The 17,720-nt window shown below is 35.5% G+C and carries 15 protein-coding genes, 1 tRNA gene and 2 rRNA genes; 7 read left to right on the plus strand and 11 right to left on the minus strand.

The window, feature by feature from the left end; genetic code table 11:
- Window positions 1–274: 274 nt before the first annotated feature.
- Window positions 275–1,138 carry a Cbp1 family collagen-binding glycoprotein adhesin gene (locus tag NQ163_RS08850; protein ID WP_268189991.1) on the plus strand — a complete coding sequence of 288 codons (864 nt, stop codon included), beginning with the start codon at window positions 275–277 and terminating at the stop codon, window positions 1,136–1,138.
- Between the two features lie 278 nt (window positions 1,139–1,416).
- Window positions 1,417–1,803: a hypothetical protein gene (locus NQ163_RS08855; RefSeq protein WP_268189992.1), complete on the plus strand. Its 387-nt coding sequence runs from the start codon at window positions 1,417–1,419 to the stop codon at window positions 1,801–1,803.
- 43 nt (window positions 1,804–1,846) lie between these two features.
- Here the strand turns inward: NQ163_RS08855 and NQ163_RS08860 are convergent, their stop codons facing one another.
- The 3 genes from NQ163_RS08860 to ileS all read right to left on the minus strand — a co-directional run bounded on the left by NQ163_RS08860 (window position 1,847) and on the right by ileS (window position 6,441).
- Window positions 1,847–2,461, minus strand: a complete 615-nt coding sequence (locus NQ163_RS08860) for a lipoprotein signal peptidase (protein ID WP_268189993.1) — start codon at window positions 2,459–2,461, stop codon at window positions 1,847–1,849.
- Between the two features lie 119 nt (window positions 2,462–2,580).
- Window positions 2,581–2,955, minus strand: a complete 375-nt coding sequence (locus NQ163_RS08865) for a TraR/DksA family transcriptional regulator (protein ID WP_326493320.1) — start codon at window positions 2,953–2,955, stop codon at window positions 2,581–2,583.
- 45 nt (window positions 2,956–3,000) lie between these two features.
- Window positions 3,001–6,441 (minus strand): isoleucine--tRNA ligase, encoded by a 3,441-nt coding sequence (ileS, locus tag NQ163_RS08870; protein WP_268189995.1) that lies wholly within the window; start codon window positions 6,439–6,441, stop codon window positions 3,001–3,003.
- Window positions 6,442–6,645: 204 nt separating this feature from the next.
- Between ileS and NQ163_RS08875 the strand changes: the two genes are divergently transcribed.
- Both NQ163_RS08875 and NQ163_RS08880 read left to right on the plus strand, forming a co-directional pair.
- On the plus strand, window positions 6,646–7,056 hold the full coding sequence (locus NQ163_RS08875; protein ID WP_268189996.1) for an OsmC family protein: 411 nt from the start codon (window positions 6,646–6,648) through the stop codon (window positions 7,054–7,056).
- Window positions 7,057–7,155: 99 nt separating this feature from the next.
- Window positions 7,156–8,175, plus strand: a complete 1,020-nt coding sequence (locus tag NQ163_RS08880; protein ID WP_268189997.1) for an NAD-dependent epimerase/dehydratase family protein — start codon at window positions 7,156–7,158, stop codon at window positions 8,173–8,175.
- Window positions 8,176–8,433: 258 nt separating this feature from the next.
- On the opposite strand, the gene NQ163_RS08885 is transcribed toward NQ163_RS08880, so the two are convergent.
- The 5 genes from NQ163_RS08885 to gldA form a co-directional block, all read right to left on the minus strand.
- Window positions 8,434–9,009 (minus strand): hypothetical protein, encoded by a 576-nt coding sequence (locus NQ163_RS08885; RefSeq protein ID WP_268189998.1) that lies wholly within the window; start codon window positions 9,007–9,009, stop codon window positions 8,434–8,436.
- An 11-nt stretch (window positions 9,010–9,020) separates the two neighbouring features.
- Window positions 9,021–9,518: an RNA polymerase sigma factor gene (locus NQ163_RS08890; protein WP_268189999.1), complete on the minus strand. Its 498-nt coding sequence runs from the start codon at window positions 9,516–9,518 to the stop codon at window positions 9,021–9,023.
- Window positions 9,518–10,354 carry an alpha/beta fold hydrolase gene (locus NQ163_RS08895; protein WP_268190000.1) on the minus strand — a complete coding sequence of 279 codons (837 nt, stop codon included), beginning with the start codon at window positions 10,352–10,354 and terminating at the stop codon, window positions 9,518–9,520. The genes NQ163_RS08890 and NQ163_RS08895 overlap by 1 nt, the downstream gene beginning before the upstream one ends.
- A 160-nt stretch (window positions 10,355–10,514) precedes the next feature.
- Window positions 10,515–11,771 carry a methionine adenosyltransferase gene (gene metK, locus NQ163_RS08900; RefSeq protein ID WP_268190001.1) on the minus strand — a complete coding sequence of 419 codons (1,257 nt, stop codon included), beginning with the start codon at window positions 11,769–11,771 and terminating at the stop codon, window positions 10,515–10,517.
- Between the two features lie 454 nt (window positions 11,772–12,225).
- On the minus strand, window positions 12,226–13,137 hold the full coding sequence (gldA, locus tag NQ163_RS08905) for a gliding motility-associated ABC transporter ATP-binding subunit GldA (RefSeq protein WP_268190002.1): 912 nt from the start codon (window positions 13,135–13,137) through the stop codon (window positions 12,226–12,228).
- 178 nt (window positions 13,138–13,315) lie between these two features.
- Here gldA and ispG point away from each other — a divergent pair, with 178 nt between their 5' ends.
- On the plus strand, window positions 13,316–15,277 hold the full coding sequence (ispG, locus tag NQ163_RS08910; protein ID WP_268190003.1) for a (E)-4-hydroxy-3-methylbut-2-enyl-diphosphate synthase: 1,962 nt from the start codon (window positions 13,316–13,318) through the stop codon (window positions 15,275–15,277).
- Between the two features lie 72 nt (window positions 15,278–15,349).
- Window positions 15,350–16,135: a hypothetical protein gene (locus NQ163_RS08915; RefSeq protein ID WP_268190004.1), complete on the plus strand. Its 786-nt coding sequence runs from the start codon at window positions 15,350–15,352 to the stop codon at window positions 16,133–16,135.
- A gap of 2 nt (window positions 16,136–16,137) precedes the next feature.
- Here NQ163_RS08915 and NQ163_RS08920 read toward each other — a convergent pair whose 3' ends face one another.
- Window positions 16,138–16,767 carry an HAD family hydrolase gene (locus NQ163_RS08920; RefSeq protein WP_268190005.1) on the minus strand — a complete coding sequence of 210 codons (630 nt, stop codon included), beginning with the start codon at window positions 16,765–16,767 and terminating at the stop codon, window positions 16,138–16,140.
- A 101-nt stretch (window positions 16,768–16,868) separates the two neighbouring features.
- On the opposite strand from NQ163_RS08920, the gene NQ163_RS08925 reads away from it, so the two are divergent.
- Window positions 16,869–16,942 (plus strand) — tRNA-Ile (locus NQ163_RS08925).
- A 351-nt stretch (window positions 16,943–17,293) separates the two neighbouring features.
- Here the strand turns inward: NQ163_RS08925 and rrf (NQ163_RS08930) are convergent.
- Together rrf (NQ163_RS08930) and rrf (NQ163_RS08935) are read right to left on the minus strand one after the other, a co-directional pair.
- A 5S ribosomal RNA gene (gene rrf / locus NQ163_RS08930) occupies window positions 17,294–17,404 on the minus strand.
- Between the two features lie 102 nt (window positions 17,405–17,506).
- Window positions 17,507–17,617, minus strand: a 5S ribosomal RNA gene (gene rrf / locus NQ163_RS08935).
- Window positions 17,618–17,720 lie beyond the last annotated feature (103 nt).

A 17,720-nucleotide genomic window follows, 5' to 3' on the forward strand; every position in this document is an offset into this window, starting at 1 on the left:
ATTTTTCTAAGTAAAACTGATTGTGTAGAACAATCCAACTGTTTCCACACATGTGGAATATTTACACGAAAAGTGTGGAATAATTCCCCAATACAATTACCCAAGTTACTTACTTAATAAAAAAAACAATATCAACATCACAATTCAAGCACACTGGTTTAATGAGACTTACAACCGAAAGTTTGTTTTTTATTAAACTTTTGTCCATTTCGGCACGATATTCACATATGTAGTATGAATACATTGCGAAACCTAATCTCTAAAATATATTTATATGAAACGTCTAGTATTAGTATTGTTGATTTTACCATTCTTCGTGGCCTGTAACCAAAAAGAATTAAAGCAGTTAAGAGAGCAGAATCAGCAACTAACAGCAATGGCAAAACAAAAAGATTCTACAATTAATGATTTTATTGAGTCTTTAAATACCATTGAAGAGAATCTTGAAATAATTAAAGAAAAAGAAACGATTATATCAGTAAACTCTGAAAATCCTAATAAATCTCAGAAGCAAAAGATTGCTAGTGATCTTACTTCAATCAATAACTTATTAGAGCAAAACAGAGAAAAAATTGCTGATTTAGAGAAGAAATTAAATAACAGCTGGTATCAAAACTCGAAGCTTCGTAAACTTACCGATCGTTTAAAAACAAAATTGGAAGCAAAAGAAACTGAAATTATCGCTTTAAACGATAAGGTTGCTAAACTAAACATCGAGGTTGAAAACTTAAATGGAAAAGTAACTGAATTAAACGGTACTGTTTTAGCACTTAATACCGAGAACGAAACCAAGACTCAAGAGATTGCAGAAAAAACTGCTGCTTTGAATACAGGTTATTACGTTTATGGTACTAGTAAAGAATTAAAAGAAAAGCAAGTAATTACTAAGGATGGTGGGTTTATCGGAATTGGTAAAACTGCAATTCTTAACAAAGATTTTAAAGAAAGTGAATTTAAAAAAATTGATATCACGCAAACTACTACAATTCCTGTAAAAGGAAAGAAGATTAGTTTGGTAACAAGTCATCCTACAGGTTCTTATAAGGTTGAGGGAACTGATACGGTTGAAGGAATTACCATACTTGATCCAGCTGAATTCTGGAAATCTTCAAAGTATTTAGTTATTGCGGTACGATAATCAATTCATGGTTGAGTTTTAAGGTTGTCCAAGAAAGGCTGTCCAGTAGGGCGGCCTTTCTTATTATTACTCAATTGTGCTTTAAAGAAATACTTTAACGAAATTTAAAACTACATCGGATAATACCAATTGAAAATTAATAAGGCTTTGGGAGTATACGAAACAAAGTTTCAATTTAAATTCTAATCGGTATTTTAATGAATTGACAAGATCATTTTGAATGTTCCTGAGTTTTTGTATTTTAGTATTTAGATTTTTTCTAAATAAAAATAACAAATATGAAAGAAGCATATCAAATTAATAAAGTATACTCGTTGATACTGATTTTGGCGGGAGCATTTGGTTTTATTGCCAGGTACTACGAAATAGGAGATTGGCAATTCACAGCACTTATTCCACTATTTTTTGGTGTAATCTTATTTTTTTGTACCCCGGGAATCAGAAAAGAAAATGCAGTCATAGGTCATGTTGCAGCTCTGCTAACAAGTTTATTGGTAATTACAGCAATTGTAATGCTCTCGAAAGGAATTTTTGGAGATGCAGTTTGGGGACGTAAACAATGGATATTCCTCATAGTTATTCTTGGTGGAATATGGAGTTTACGAAGTCAGATTAATTATTTTAGAGCTCAGCGCAGAAGAAAAGCAGCACAAGCCAAGTCATAAAAAAAGCCCTATTAAGGGCTTTTTTATTTATAGTATCTTTTCGTTAGTTATTTTCTTCTTTTACGAAATAGTTTCTTTGAAACAACAAGATGAATGCAACACCAATGGTGATGTAAGAATCGGCTATATTAAATACTGGTCTGAAGAAAACAAAGTGCTCACCTTTCCAAACTGGAAACCAATCAGGAAAATTTCCTTCTACTAATGGGAAATATAGCATATCAACAACTTTTCCATGTAAGAAACTCGAGTATCCACCTCCTTCAGGTAAAAATTGAGCAACCTGGTAATAGCTATCATTAAATATCATGCCATAGAAAGCACTATCGATAATATTCCCCATAGCACCTGCAAAAATCAACGAAATAGCAATAATCAATCCCAGAGGAGCTTTTTTCTTACAGATATCAAGCAAGTACCAACCAATTCCGCAAACAGCTATAATGCGAAACAAACTTAATAGCATTTTTCCCCATTCACCTTCTAATTCCATTCCAAAAGCCATTCCATTGTTCTCAATAAAATAGATTTGAAACCAATCACCAAAAATGTGATAAGATTCTCCCAACATCATATTGGTTTTGATCCAAATTTTTAGTGCCTGATCCAAGATCAGAAGTACAACAATAAATGCTACCGATTTTTTAAATAGCGACATATCTTCAAATGTTTTATTCGTGTTTTTATGGCTTTAAAGAAATGAAAACCTTTACTTCTAAACAAAAATGATTGGAAGAATATACTCTTCCAATCATTTTCTATTTTTTGTCGAATAATTTATTGGTTCTTTTTAGCTTCGATACTTAAAGTAGCATGTGGTACCGCACGCAATCTTTCTGGAGAGATTAATTTTCCAGTCTCACGACAAATACCATATGTCTTATTCTCGATTCGAATTAAAGCGGCTTCCAGATGAGAAATAAACTTAGCCTGACGCTGTGCCAAACGGCCAGCTTCCTCTTTTGAAAGAACAGATGCACCTTCTTCCAACACTTTAAAAGTTGGAGATGTATCTTCAATATCATTACCTGAGCTGTTAGAAATAACAGCCTTTAATGTATCGTAATCCTTCTTGGCTTTCGCAAGTTTAGAGTTAATTAATTCTTTGAATCCTTGTAACTCCTCGTCTGTATATCGCTTCTTTTCAGTCATCATCTCTATAGTTTTATTCGTTTTCTAAAGATAACAAAAAATCGATTATTCACTAACTTTTTCAATCTTAATGAAGCTTTCTACACCTTGTTCAATCTCTACTGCTTTAGCTTCGCTTTCTGCTAATTTTTCTACCAACTCAACACTTACTGCCAAAGTTTGACTTCCAATGTATTCTTTATGAGCAAGTACCGCATCGTTGATAGAATCATGCATCATAATTTCAAGTTTGATTTTATCAGTAACATCAAAATCGCTATCCTTTCTTAAATTTTGAATTCTGTTGATAAATTCACGTGCTATACCTTCTTGTCTCAACTCATCGGTAATGTTTACGTCCATCGCCACAGTAAGTTTCCCTTCATTGGCAACTAACCATCCTGGAATATCTTCTGAGATGATTTCAACATCCTCTAAAGTAAGATCTACATTCTCGTCATTTACAGTGATTGCGAAGTTTCCAGCCTTTTCAAATGTCACGATATCTTCCTGAGTCATTTGACCAATAGCTGCCGCAATTTGTTTCATGATTTTACCATGCTTAGGACCTAATGTCTTAAAGTTTGGCTTTATTTTCTTCACCAATACACCAGAAGTATCAGTAATGAATTCCATTTCCTTCACATTAATTTCTGAAAGAATAATATTCTTCACAGCTTCCAACTGTGGAACCATGCTTTCATCCAAAATAGGAATCATGATCTTCTGTAGTGGCTGACGAACACGGATTTTTACCTTACGACGCAATCCTAGTGACATAGAAGAAATTTTCTGTGCCATGTCCATTCTTTCCTCTAGTGCTTTGTCAATTTCTTCTTCATTGTATTTAGGGAAATCAACCAAGTGAACTGATTCTTCAGTGAAACGTCCGGTTACAGAATTCAAATCCTTGAACAATTGATCCATATAGAATGGTGCAATTGGAGATGCAAGAACTGAAATGGTTTCCAAACACTTGTAAAGAGTCTGGTAAGCCGAAATCTTATCAGCATCATACTCACCACCCCAATATCTCTTACGACACAAACGAACGTACCAGTTAGAAAGATTTTCATTTACAAAATTCTGAATTGCTCTACCTGCACGAGTTGGCTCGTAAGCTTCGTAACACTCTTCAACCTCTTTTATCAATGAGTTTAGAAGAGAAAGAATCCATCGGTCAATTTCAGGACGTTCTTCCATCTTGATATCAGCATCTGAATAATTAAATCCATCGATGTTAGCGTAAAGCTGGAAGAATGAGTATGTATTATATAGCGTACCGAAGAACTTTCGACGAACTTCTTCAACACCACCTAAATCAAATTTCAAGTTATCCCAAGGCTGAGCATTGGTAATCATGTACCAACGCAATGGGTCTGAACCGTACTTTTCAATAGTAGTAAATGGATCAACAGCATTTCCAAGACGTTTAGACATCTTGTTACCCTTTGCATCCAATACCAAACCATTGGAAATGATATTTTCGAAAGCAACACCATCGAAACACATTGTTGCAATTGCGTGAAGTGTAAAGAACCAACCACGAGTCTGGTCAACACCTTCGGCAATAAACTGTGCAGGGAATAACTTATCGAAATTCTCCTTGTTTTCGAATGGATAGTGCTGCTGTGCATATGGCATAGCACCTGAATCGAACCAAACATCAATCAAGTCTAATTCACGAACCAATTTCTTACCTGAATCGGAAACCAAATAAACACCATCAACATACGGACGGTGCAAGTCGAACTTCTCGTAATTCTCTTTTGAGTTATCGCCTTCAACGTAATCAGCAAGGATGTTTTCAGTCATGAAACCTGCTTCGATTGATTTTTCAATCTCAGCTTTTAACTCAGCAACCGAACCAATACATTTTATTTCTGTACGATCTTCGCTTACCCAAATTGGTAACGGAGTTCCCCAGTAACGTGAACGAGAAAGGTTCCAGTCCTGCAGATTTTCCAACCATTTTCCGAAACGACCTTCACCTGTTGATTGAGGTTTCCAGTTAATGGTTTTATTTAGTTCGATCATACGATCGCGAACTTTTGTAGTTTTAATAAACCAAGAATCCAATGGATAGTACAATACTGGCTTATCAGTTCTCCAACAGTGTGGGTAGTTGTGAACGTGCTTCTCCACTTTGAATGCAAGACTATCCTTCTTCAACGCAACAGCAATATCAACATCTAAAGTTGCATCCTTTTCGGTTAAAGTAGGATCGTAAGCATTCTTCACAAAACGACCTGCATACTCACCATAAGCTTCAACATTCACATAGTTCTTCACAAACTCAGGATCCAAATCTTCAATCAAGAAGAATTTTCCAGTACGATCAACCATTGGCTGCATCTTACCTTCCTTATCGCGAAGAATTAATGGAGAAATGTCAGCTGCTTTTGCCACTCTATCATCATCCGCACCAAAAGTAGGAGCAATGTGTACAATACCAGTACCATCTTCGGTGGTTACGAAATCACCTAAGATTACACGGAAAGCGTCACCTTCTGGCTTCACCAATGGCATTAATTGTTCGTAACGGATTCCTTCCAAGTCGGTTCCTTTGTGCTCTGAAAGAGTTTTATAAGTCAAACGCTTGTCACCCGCTTTGTATTCTCCTAATTCTAGTCCTTCATATTTCTTATCGAAGAAATTGTAGAACAAGTCTTTTGCAAGAATCACCACACATGGTATTCCTGTATATGGATTAAAAGTGCGAACTCTTACATAGTCAACCTTAGGACCTACAGCCAAAGCAGTGTTTGAAGGAAGTGTCCATGGAGTAGTTGTCCATGCAATAAAGTATGCATCGCAATCAATACCTTCGTATAAAAATTCACTCTTCTCATCGCGAGCTACTTTAAACATACCCACTGCAGTGGTATCCTTAACATCGCGGTAGCAACCTGGTTGATTCAACTCGTGAGTTGATAAACCAGTACCTGCAGCAGGCGAGAATGGCTGGATGGTATATCCTTTGTAAAGCAAATCCTTCTCGAACATTTGCTTTAACAACCACCAAAGCGTTTCGATATAACGGTTATCGTAAGTGATATATGGATCTTCCATATTCACCCAGTAACCCATTTTAGAAGTCAAATCCTCCCACTCACGAGTGTACTTCATTACATTGGTTCTACAAGCTTCATTGTATTCATCAACCGAAATCTTGGTACCAATATCTTCTTTTGTAATTCCCAGTTCTTTTTCTACACCAAGTTCAACAGGCAGACCGTGTGTGTCCCAACCTGCTTTACGATTCACCTGAAAGCCCTTAAGAGTTTTGTAACGACATACAATATCCTTAAGTGCACGAGCCATTACGTGGTGAATACCTGGCATTCCGTTTGCCGAAGGAGGCCCTTCGTAGAAAACAAACGATGGATGACCTTCACGGGTCTCCAAACTCTTCTCAAAAGTCTTGTTTTCATTCCAATCCTTTAAGATATCCTTATTAATCTGCGATAGATTAAAATTCTTGTATTCTGGAAATTTCGTGCTCATTTATATTAATTTAATCTAGTATTTTCTAAAAAGTTTACAAATATAGAAAAAATACAAAAGCGAATGTTCATATTGTCACTATAATCAAAGAGCTAACAGTTTTTTAATCAGCATTTCCATGAATGAAAAATGTCAAAACGATCATCTTGCTTATAATTCGAAATTAATAGATATATTTAGCTTTAAATTTTAAATCAAAATACCATGACTACTATAAAATCCAAATATTTGGGTGATTTAAGAACTGAATGTGTTCACTTACAATCAGGAAATAAAATTTTTACCGATGCACCAACTGATAATCAAGGTAAAGGAGAAGCTTTTTCGCCTACCGATTTATTGGCAACTTCCTTAGGATCATGCATCATGACCATTATGGGCATTGTGGCTCGCGATAATGATATCGATATTGTAGGTACAGAATTGGACATTACCAAAATCATGGCAAGTGATCCAAGAAGAGTAGCTGAAGTGATTGTAGAATTCAATTTCCCAGATAAAGAATATACCGATGAAGAGAAAAAAATTATTGAATCGGTAGCCGGCACTAGTCCTGTACCTTTAAGTGTGCATGACAATATGAAACAGACAATTAAAATGAATTGGCCACGATAGTAAATAAAGAGTGGGTGAATGAGTAAATGAGGAGAAACAAAACTTTCATTCACTCATTCACTCATTCACTCATTCACTCATAAACACATTCACTAAAACATGATTTTAGTTACTGGAGGGACCGGTCTTGTTGGTTCACATTTACTTTTTGATTTACTAAAAAATGGCAGTAAAGTTCGAGCTTTAAAAAGATCGAGCAGTAATATCGATTTGGTTCGTAAAACCTTTTCGTTTTACTCAAAAGATGCTAATCAACTTTTCGAATCGATTGAATGGTTTGATGGAGATATGTTGGATCCCGATTCTTTGGAAGAGGCTTTGGAAGGTGTGAAAAATGTATACCACTGTGCAGCTTTGGTTTCCTTCAAGAAAGAAGACAAAAAGAGCCTTCTCGATATTAATGTAGAAGGAACCCGCAACCTGGTAAATGCTTGTATCGACAACAATATCCGTAAATTTTGTATGGTAAGCTCCATTGCTGCATTGGGGACTCCCGAGGAAGGCGAAGACACTGTAAACGAAACTACTCCATGGAGTCCTGAGGACAAACGTTCGGGTTATTCTTTAAGCAAATTCCAGTCGGAATTGGAAGTTTGGCGTGGAATTGAGGAAGGCTTGAATGCCGTAATTGTAAATCCATCCATTATTTTAGGTCCTGGACAATGGGACAAAGGCAGTTCGCTATTGTTTAGTACGGTTGCCAATGGCTTGAAGTATTTTACCAGGGGAATTACCGGCTATGTTGACGTTAGAGATGTGAGTAAAGCCATGCTTCAGTTGATGGAAAGTGATATTGTGAACGAACGCTTTGTTTTAAACGGCGACGACTGCACTTACGAATTCATATTTAAGGCCATCGCAAAACATATTGGAATAGAAGGACCTACAAAATATGCTTCGCCAAAAATGACTGAAATTGGATGGCGTTTGGCTTCTCTGCAAAAGATATTTTTGTTTAAACAGCCAAGTTTCACGAAAGAAACTGCTCGAGCTTCGCACAACATCAGGAAGTATTCGAACCAAAAAATTAAAGATGCTTTAAACTTTGAGTTTATTGATATTGAAAAAAGTATAAAGGATACTGTTCAGCACTTTCCTCTACAAGCTAAAGTAAAATAGTAGAAACGAACAGAAAATTAAAAATATTCATCTCGATCCTAATTGGAATCATCATTACCAATTTAATTCAGTTTCCTTTACCAAAATATCTTATTGAATCGAAAGTAATGATTAAAGCTTTAATAATAAGTCTTGTTTGGTTCCTGCTTTTTGTAGGAATATTTCATACTACTTATCATTTGATTGAGAAAGTTAAAGTGAAAAAATAAAAAAAGTCCATTCTATTGGAGAATGGACTTTTTTATGAAATAAAATCATCTAGATTTTATACAGTTCTATCAATTCATTTAATGTATTGATTTCTTTTTTGATTTTCTTCCTGATGAAAAAAATTAACACGACAATGATCACCACAAACTCAACGAGGAAAAAATTAAACCAGAAGGTAGACAAATACTTGTAAAACTCTATAAATAGTAATCCTACACCAATTACATAAAGCGAAAAGGTCAGATAAGTTGGGTATTTATGAATCTTCTTGCGCCATTGATAAAAAGCTTTCAAATCGGAAATGAATTGATCAGATTGAAGAAGTACATTTAAGCTCTTTTTTCTTCGGTAGCTATACATTTCAATCGTAATTCGAATGGCCAAAGCCATAATCATGGTAAAAATTCCAATTTCGAATAACGTACTTGTTGTAGTGAAGTAAAATTGATTAACTCCTACAATTGCCAACAATGTGATTGAGAGAATGATAATATTTTTAATGTGGCTATTGTTGACCAATAGATCTGCCTTTTTGATCCTTCTTTTAAGTTCCTTTGGCACTTCTGTTGGCTCCAAAAGCTTCTCTTTATCGTATATTGATTTTATATCTTTGAAATTATTCATTGTTCAAGGCTTTAAGCGTTTTGTATTTCTTTACTAGTCATACACTTGAAGAGTTTTCCTTTATTGCGGTGAATTTGAACTCTTACATTCTCATTTGATAAACCTACCGCTTCGGCAATTTCTTTTTGTGGCACCTCTTCCAAGACTAGTGAAATTAATATCTTACCCATTTCGTTTAGCTTCTTTATGCACGCGCGCAACATTTTCAACCTTTCATCCTTAGCATCTTCCCGATGTTCGTAGAAGTTTTCAGGCACTTGATCGGTAATTTTTTCCTGCGATTTCTTAATCTTTCGCAAATGCATTAAGCAGGTATTCACTGTTATTCGGTATATCCAAGTACTTATTTCTGACTCATTTCTGAATTGATCCAGGTTTTGCCAAATTTTCACGAATACTTCCTGTGATAAATCATCCGCCAAGGTTTCATCTCCTGATACATAGGTCAAACACAAGCGGTAAACTTTGGTGTAGTTTTCTTTGTAAAGCGTATTAAATGATTGGTTCATTAGTTTAAAAGTTGTTTCAATTCATTCATATAGGTTTCGAACTGATCGAACATGATAAAGTGTGCTGAATTTTCTATGTAAATAATCTCTTTGCCTTTAAGTGCAGCAAACTGATTGTTGTAAACACCTTCAACCATACTCTTGCTTGGGTTAGCTGCAGCTAATATAACAACTTGCGATTCAATATTCTTAATATCTTCTCTCAAATCCAATTTCAATAAATCGGTATAACCATATACATAGGTTTTGCGATCTGCTTTTATCATCCAATCTACAATTTGTTGGTGCTTAGAGGCAGATTTGCTCATAAACACAGCAAAATTCATTGCCATTCTTTTGAACTCTTCATCATTCATTTTAAGCAAGTTATTATTGTATTCGGTATCGTAATTTATTTTATTGCTTGAATAATTTGGTATCATAAGCGCTCCCATGCATGGCAATGCATCAACGATTAATAATTTTTTAATATCAAATTGCTTTTCCGAAGCCAACCACAAAGCCAAGGTTCCCCCCATACTATGTCCTACAATGGATAATTTTAAAAACTTATTTTCCTGAATATATTGATCGATATCCTTTTTAACGGTCTGCAACCACGAGCTGTCAATTGCAGGCACATCACCAAATCCTGCATAGCTAACAAGATGACATTCGTGATTCCGGGAGATTTTCTCAACAGTTTCAGACCAAACTTCTCCCGGACAAGTAAAACCAGGTAGTAATAAAACCGGATCTCCCTGCCCAACAACTTCAACTTGAATTGAACTGATTTGAGCTAAAAGAGAAAAATTGGCAATAAATACTATGGCTAATGATACAATTAATGATTTCATGATTCTAAAATTTTAATTTGTTTGTTTGCCCTTTTGATGCACATCTTTTTCAAATGTTACACTTGTCGAAAAATTTTTCTCATTTTTTTTCTAATCAATTTAAAGCATAAAAAAAGCCACCCCTTTAAGGAATGGCTTCTTAATATATTTTGTGATGATCTTATAAGTTGAAAGCTTCTTTTACTTTCTCAACATAGTCTAATTTCTCCCAAGTAAACAATTCAACTTCTTTTTCGATATTTCCGAAATATGGAGATTCGAATTTCTTGGTAATGGTTCTTGGCGTACGTCCCATGTGGCCATATGCTGCAGACTCTTCGTAAATAGGATTACGCAATTTCAATCGTTGCTCAATTGCTGCCGGACGAAGATCGAAAAGTTCTTTTACCTTTTCAGCAATTTCACCATCGCTTAATTCTATGTTCGATTTTCCGTAAGTATCAACATAGATACCTACTGGCTCAGCAACACCAATTGCATATGAAAGTTGAACCAAAATTTCATCGCTAACACCAGCTGCAACCATATTTTTAGCAATATGACGTGAAGCATAAGCTGCAGAACGGTCTACCTTCGAAGGATCTTTTCCTGAGAAAGCACCACCACCGTGAGCACCCTTACCACCGTAAGTATCAACAATAATCTTACGTCCTGTTAATCCTGTATCACCGTGAGGACCACCAATCACAAATTTACCAGTTGGGTTAACATGCAAAATGAACTCATCATCGAAAAGAGCCTGAACTCTCTCTGGCAGTTGTTTAATTACACGAGGGATAAGAATGTTACGAACATCTTTCTTGATTTTTTGTAACATCAACTCGTCGTTTGGACCAAAGTCGTCGTGCTGAGTAGAAACTACAATTGTATGCACTCTTTCAGGAGCATCCTGATCGTTGTACTGAATGGTTACCTGCGATTTTGAATCAGGACGAAGGTAAGTCATCTCTCTTCCTTCGCGACGAATGGCGGCCATTTCAATCAACAAACGGTGCGACAATTCAAGTGACAATGGCATGTAATCATCGGTTTCTTTAGAAGCATAACCGAACATCATACCCTGATCGCCAGCACCTTGAGTCATTGGATCTTCACGATCGACACCACGATTGATATCATCTGATTGTTCGTGAAGTGCATTTAAAACACCACATGATGATCCATCGAACATGTACTCGCTTTTTGTGTAACCAATACGGTTAATCACCTTACGAGCAGTTTCCTGAATATCAATATAAGTTTTTGTTTTTACCTCACCGGCAATTACTACCTGACCAGTAGTAACCAAAGTTTCAACTGCAACTTTCGAATTAGGATCAAAAGCCAGTAATTTATCCAAAATGGCATCTGAAATCTGATCAGATACTTTATCTGGATGTCCTTCAGAAACAGATTCTGATGTAAATAAATATCCCATAATTTTTAAAGTTTTGAGCACAGTAAAGCCTTCTTAATCAAATAAGTCCCCCAGACTTTAAGCACTTTATAAATAAAATTTACGGGAAAGCAATTGGTTGTTGTATTAACGCAGAAAAAGGATAATAACACCATTTAGCATTTTTTTCTGTGGTTGCAAGCAGCCAAATCTTTCCACTTAATTCTCGGCAAAGGAAAACATTATTTTGGAAAGAAACAATATTGCAACAGGTGTTTTTATTGCTTTTTAACAATTCGTAGTCCTGAAAAACAGGTGGTTTCAGGCTAAAAAAGACTGCAATGTCTTATTACTACTGATTTAACCACGAATTACACAGATCTCACTAATTGATTCTCAAATTGTGTTATTCTTTATATACTTTGTAAAAAACCTTTATGGCATTTGTGGTTAAGATTATTTAGAATCCAATCCTAAATATCAAACAAATAACTGATTACTGTTCATTGTTAACTGTTAACTGATGAAACAAGTCTTCCAGCCTTTGAGTTTGGCTCTTCATTTCAAGAAGTTCCCAATTATTTTTCACAGCCATTTGGAATATTTCCTTACGGATATCATCAGAACTTGAGATGCTAAACTTGTTATCACCCAAAGAAATTACCTCCTTAACTCCTTCGTGTTTATTCAAGATATTCAGGGAAATATTACTGGCAAATTCCACTTCAATCATCTTTGAAGACAATTCGGAACTTAGATTTTCAATCTTTTTATCGGCAACTAAATTTCCTTTGTTGATAATGAGGGCACGTTCACAACAGGCTTCAACTTCCTGCATAATATGAGTAGAAAGCATAACTGTTTTTTGCTTGCCAATTTCCTGAATCAGATTTCTGATTTCGACCAGTTGGTTGGGGTCTAAACCGGTGGTTGGTTCGTCAAGAATCACCACTTTCGGATCGTGAATTAAAGCCTGTGCAATTCCAACTCTTTGACGATATCCTTTCGAAAGTGCACCAATTTTTTTATTCTGTTCCAAACCAAGTCCAGTAAGGTCAATCATCTCAGCAATTCTCAACTGTTTTGCTTTTCCCAATTTGTATATGGAAGCAACATGATCGAGGTATTCTTTCACATACATTTCCAGGTAAAGCGGATTATGCTCTGGCAGATATCCAATTTGCCTTCGCACCTCCAATGAATGCTCTTCTATATTCAATCCATTTACTTCAACCAAACCATAAGATTGTGGAACAAAACCAGTAATAATCTTCATCATTGTTGATTTTCCCGCACCATTGGGGCCTAAAAATCCTACAACTTCACCCTGGTTAATTTCAAAGCTAACATTGTCAAGTGCTTTTTGTTTTCCATATAGCTTGCTTACTTCCTGAACTTTAATCGACATAAAACTGGATTTGAACTAATACCTTAAATACTTCGTGTTATCAAAACTTAAAGTTAAAAAAATCTTATTTGCTGTGAATTTAATCATTCTCTCCTTGTTTCCCTTGCAATTCATAATTGATCACTCATAATTGATAATTGAATTACTTACCTTTGTGGCTCAATTCAAATCAATAACAATGAGTTTTTCACAGCATAACAATTTCTGTAAAGATCTTTTCAATTATTCTCGTCGCGAATCAAGCGAATCAAATATTGGCAATACCCCAATGGGTTACAATAATCCTATTCGAATACAATCGATGACCAACACCGATACCAATGATATCGAAGCTAGTGTTGAGCAAGCAATCAGAATGATAGAATCGGGAGCAGAATATGTTCGTTTAACTACACAGGGTACGAAAGAAGCTGAGAATTTAAAATTCATTAAAGAGGAATTGGTGAAAAGAGGGTATGAAACACCTTTGGTTGCCGACATTCATTTTAATCCCAAGGCTGCTACAATTGCTGCAAAATATGTAGACAAGGTCCGAATTAATCCTGGAAACTTTGTTGACAAACGTGCCGATTTTAAAAACAGCGAATACGGAGATTTAAAATACCAGGAAGATTTAGAAAAGATTCGTGAGAAATTTATTCCCCTAATTCGCATTTGCAAGGAACACAATACAGCTCTTCGAATTGGTACCAATCATGGATCATTGTCGGATCGAATTATGAGTCGCTACGGCGATACACCAAGAGGAATGGTTGAAGCTACTTTGGAGTTTCTTCGTATTTGTATAGAACAAAACTTTACGGATGTTGCCATTTCGATTAAGTCGAGCAATACGGTAATGATGGTAAAAACCGTTCGTTTGTTGGTTAGCGAAATGGATAAAGAACACATGCATTTCCCATTGCACCTAGGTGTAACAGAAGCTGGCGAAGGAGAAGATGGAAGAATTAAATCGGCCGTTGGAACAGGTGCTTTATTAAATGATGGAATAGGAGATACAGTTAGAATTTCTCTTACCGAAGATCCTGAAATAGAATCGCCAGTGGGAAAAAAACTGGTTGATTATGTGTTGGCAAAAGAAAATCACACACCAATTACTCAGATTGAAAACTCAGAGGTTGATTTGATTAATTTCTACAAGCGATCAACAAACTTGGTTGAAAATATAGGCAGTTCGAAAGTGCCTGTGGTTATCTGTGATTTATCGCACGAAAGATATTTGACTGCTGATTTGCCTGAAAAAGCAGGATTCAAACAAGATCAGGATACATTGGAATGGGAAAAAGAGAACTTGGCTGCTGATTTTATCTACGTAAGTGGTTACGATCCGGTTTTCACCGATTATCCAAAAGATTTGGGTATTATCGTTGATCAGGAGTGTTGGGAATTTTCCGATCAGTATACCGATAAATCCTATCCTCTATTTCAAATCGAGGAATTTCTTCACGACAATCTAACTGCATTTGCCAGTAGCATTCACTTTGTTGAATGTGAATATACCGACCTTAGCGAAGAGTTCATTTCCAAAGTAAAAAAGAATAACAAGATTGTTTTGATTTGTAAATCGAATCATCAAAATGCTTTTGCCGAGCAACGAGCATTTGTTTTCAAATTGGTTCAAGCAAAATGTAAGGCTCCGGTAATATTTAAACGTGAATTTACCGATGCAAACCTGGAAGATCTTCACTTAAAATCATCTGCTGATTTAGGTAGTTTATTTTTCGATGGATTGGGCAATGGTATCAGTATTGTAAACCAAGGTAATCTTCCGCAAAACGAAGTTTTATCAACTGAATTTGGAATTTTGCAAGCAGCTCGCGTTAGAACTACGAAAACTGAGTTTGTATCCTGCCCAGGCTGTGGAAGAACACTATTCCAATTGCAAGAAGTAGTTGCTGAAGTAAAAAAAGCTTTTTCTCACCTTACCCACCTAAAAATTGGTGTTATGGGCTGTATTGTTAATGGTCCTGGAGAAATGGGTGATGTTGATTACGGTTATGTAGGAGCAGGTCCTGGAAAAGTATCATTGTATAGAGGTCACGATGTTTTAATCAAAAACATCCCAAGTGAAACAGCCATTGAAGAACTAAAGAATATCATTAAGAATAATGGCGATTGGATTGACGATAATATCAATTAACTTGATCAATGTTTTTTTTTAATACACATTGTTTTATATCTTGCAGATAGATGTAACCACTAATCTATCAGTGTGAAGAAGAATCTTTTATTCATATTTTTCATTTTTCTGATTTCATTTGCTTATGCTGATAAACTTGAGCTAAGCGGAATATATCTTGGAAAAAATGTATATGTAATGAATCCATTTTCAGATTCAGGGGTGGGATATTGTGTATACCAGGTTACTATAAACGGACAAACCTCTTCTGATGAAATAGGTAGTAGTGCATTCGAGATTGATCTATCGCAATTTGGCTTTGATATAGGCGAAAAAGTGAACATCGTTCTACATTATAAAGGTGGATGTTTGCCACGCATTACAAATCCGGAAGCTATAAAACCAAAATCAACATTTGAAATTCAGACTGCTGAAGTTGATAAAAATGGCATTTTACATTGGACTACAAGAGAGGAAAGTGGTTCAATACCTTTTGTTGTTCAACAATTCAGATGGAACAAGTGGATCACCATTGGCGAAGTTGAAGGCAATGGATTACCAACCATCAACAAATACGAACTAAAAGTGAGAACCCATACTGGTAAAAACATTTTCAGATTATCACAAACCGATTATACTGGAAATGCGAAATATTCGCCAAGAATAAGTCATGAATCAAAAAAACAAAAAGTTGAATTTGGGCCCGAAAAAGTAAAAGATGAACTTTTATTTACATCCGAAACACTTTACGAGATTTATGACCAATATGGAAATATCATTTTTAAAGGTTTCGGAAATAAAGTAAATCTTGAAAATCTTCAATCAGGTTTATATTACATCAATTACGACAATACGATGGGAAGTTTTCGTAAGAAATAATTCTATTCTGAAAACAGATCCAATACTGTTTCGCCTTCCTCAATTTTTAGATGATGCGCAATCATCCCAACAGATCTTGCAGCTTCGGCATTAGCAAGCATATCATCAACAAATAAAGTTTCGCTTGCCTTTAAGCCTTCCGCATCCAAAACATTAGTATATATTTTTTGATCCGGCTTTCTTAAGCCCATATTATGCGAGTAATAATCCTTTTCGAAAAAATCTGATAAGCAAACTCCGTGCACATCCTGAATCATGCTCATATAAGCTTCCCAGTGGATGATATTGGTATTGCTAAGGAGAAATATCCTGTGATTGTTTTTTAGGCGATTTAAAAGCTCTAAACGCTCAAAAGGCAAATCTAAAAGCATCGAATTCCAAGCTTTGTCAATTTCTTCATCAGTAACACCATTCGCAATAAACTTCCTGATTTGAGTCCTAAATTCTTCTGGAGAAACAATTCCTTTTTCTAAATTATCAAATAATCCATTCTCCGAATATTCTCTTTTTATCAATTCTACATCATGTAAACCAATCTGCTTAAAACTGTTAACTGCTTTTTGTGGATCGATATTTAATAGTACTCCTCCAAAGTCGAAGATAATATTGGGTATTGAATCGTATTTTTGCATAATTTTTTTCCTTCAATTATTGAATTATTCGATACAAATATGTAATATTGCACACCGAAAACAAAGATAAAGCATTACTTTTATTTTTTTATGTTTTTCGAGGGCCTATAGCTCAGCTGGTTAGAGCACCTGACTCATAATCAGGGGGTCCCTGGTTCAAGCCCAGGTGGGCCCACCCTCTGAATCAAGCAGTTACAACAATGTTGTGGCTGCTTTTTTTGTTTGCTTTTATTGCTACTAGCATTGTCTATCAAATTCTCTCTCATAAAATACATATTTAAAAACGATTGTAACATTAAAGATCAATCCAATAAAGAATATTCTTTACTAATAAGACGAAATATACCTCATACAATTCTATAACAAATGGAAATTGCTTTCTTTAACTATCGACAACTTTTTAACCTGAGTTCGATTAAAAATATGGTCACCGTTTGAATTGATTTTGAGCAAATTTATGCCAAAAGCAAGAAAATTCAATGTATAAAAAAAGGACAGCAAATCCGTAGACTTACTATCCTTTAAAGGTTGGCGTCGACCTACTCTCCCACATTTCTGCAGTACCATCGGCGCAAACAAGCTTAACTTCTCTGTTCGGAATGGGAAGAGGTGGAACCTTGTTGCAATAAACACCTAAAATCGTTTTGTCTTAATCAAACTGATTAAAACTATATATCTTATTTGTAAAAGTATCTATAAAAAAAGAGTCTCACTCCTCTTGGAATAAGACTCTTTTAAAGGTTGGCGTCGACCTACTCTCCCACATCTCTGCAGTACCATCGGCGCTAACGGGCTTAACTTCTCTGTTCGGAATGGGAAGAGGTGGAACCCCGTCGCTATAAACACCTAAAATCGTTGTGTTGATCTAACAACTAAATATCATAGACATATTGAAAGTAAAATAAAAGAACCTTTGTTTAGTAAGATTCAGCGATTGACCTCGCCACTCAGAA

Source organism: Marinifilum sp. D737, from assembly GCF_026672275.1.
GTDB lineage: Bacteria > Bacteroidota > Bacteroidia > Bacteroidales > Marinifilaceae > Marinifilum.

What these genes read in the sequence shown, in the direction of transcription:
- NQ163_RS08875 (WP_268189996.1), top strand. Translation starts at nt 6,646, where the DNA reads ATGACTACTATAAAATCCAAATATTTGGGTGATTTAAGAACTGAATGT.
- NQ163_RS08880 (WP_268189997.1), top strand. Translation starts at nt 7,156, where the DNA reads ATGATTTTAGTTACTGGAGGGACCGGTCTTGTTGGTTCACATTTACTT.
- NQ163_RS08885 (WP_268189998.1), bottom strand. Translation starts at nt 9,009, where the DNA reads ATGAATAATTTCAAAGATATAAAATCAATATACGATAAAGAGAAGCTT.
- NQ163_RS08860 (WP_268189993.1), bottom strand. Translation starts at nt 2,461, where the DNA reads ATGTCGCTATTTAAAAAATCGGTAGCATTTATTGTTGTACTTCTGATC.
- NQ163_RS08850 (WP_268189991.1), top strand. Translation starts at nt 275, where the DNA reads ATGAAACGTCTAGTATTAGTATTGTTGATTTTACCATTCTTCGTGGCC.
- NQ163_RS08855 (WP_268189992.1), top strand. Translation starts at nt 1,417, where the DNA reads ATGAAAGAAGCATATCAAATTAATAAAGTATACTCGTTGATACTGATT.
- NQ163_RS08890 (WP_268189999.1), bottom strand. Translation starts at nt 9,518, where the DNA reads ATGAACCAATCATTTAATACGCTTTACAAAGAAAACTACACCAAAGTT.
- NQ163_RS08895 (WP_268190000.1), bottom strand. Translation starts at nt 10,354, where the DNA reads ATGAAATCATTAATTGTATCATTAGCCATAGTATTTATTGCCAATTTT.
- ispG (WP_268190003.1), top strand. Translation starts at nt 13,316, where the DNA reads ATGAGTTTTTCACAGCATAACAATTTCTGTAAAGATCTTTTCAATTAT.
- ileS (WP_268189995.1), bottom strand. Translation starts at nt 6,441, where the DNA reads ATGAGCACGAAATTTCCAGAATACAAGAATTTTAATCTATCGCAGATT.
- gldA (WP_268190002.1), bottom strand. Translation starts at nt 13,137, where the DNA reads ATGTCGATTAAAGTTCAGGAAGTAAGCAAGCTATATGGAAAACAAAAA.
- NQ163_RS08920 (WP_268190005.1), bottom strand. Translation starts at nt 16,767, where the DNA reads ATGCAAAAATACGATTCAATACCCAATATTATCTTCGACTTTGGAGGA.
- metK (WP_268190001.1), bottom strand. Translation starts at nt 11,771, where the DNA reads ATGGGATATTTATTTACATCAGAATCTGTTTCTGAAGGACATCCAGAT.
- NQ163_RS08865 (WP_326493320.1), bottom strand. Translation starts at nt 2,955, where the DNA reads ATGACTGAAAAGAAGCGATATACAGACGAGGAGTTACAAGGATTCAAA.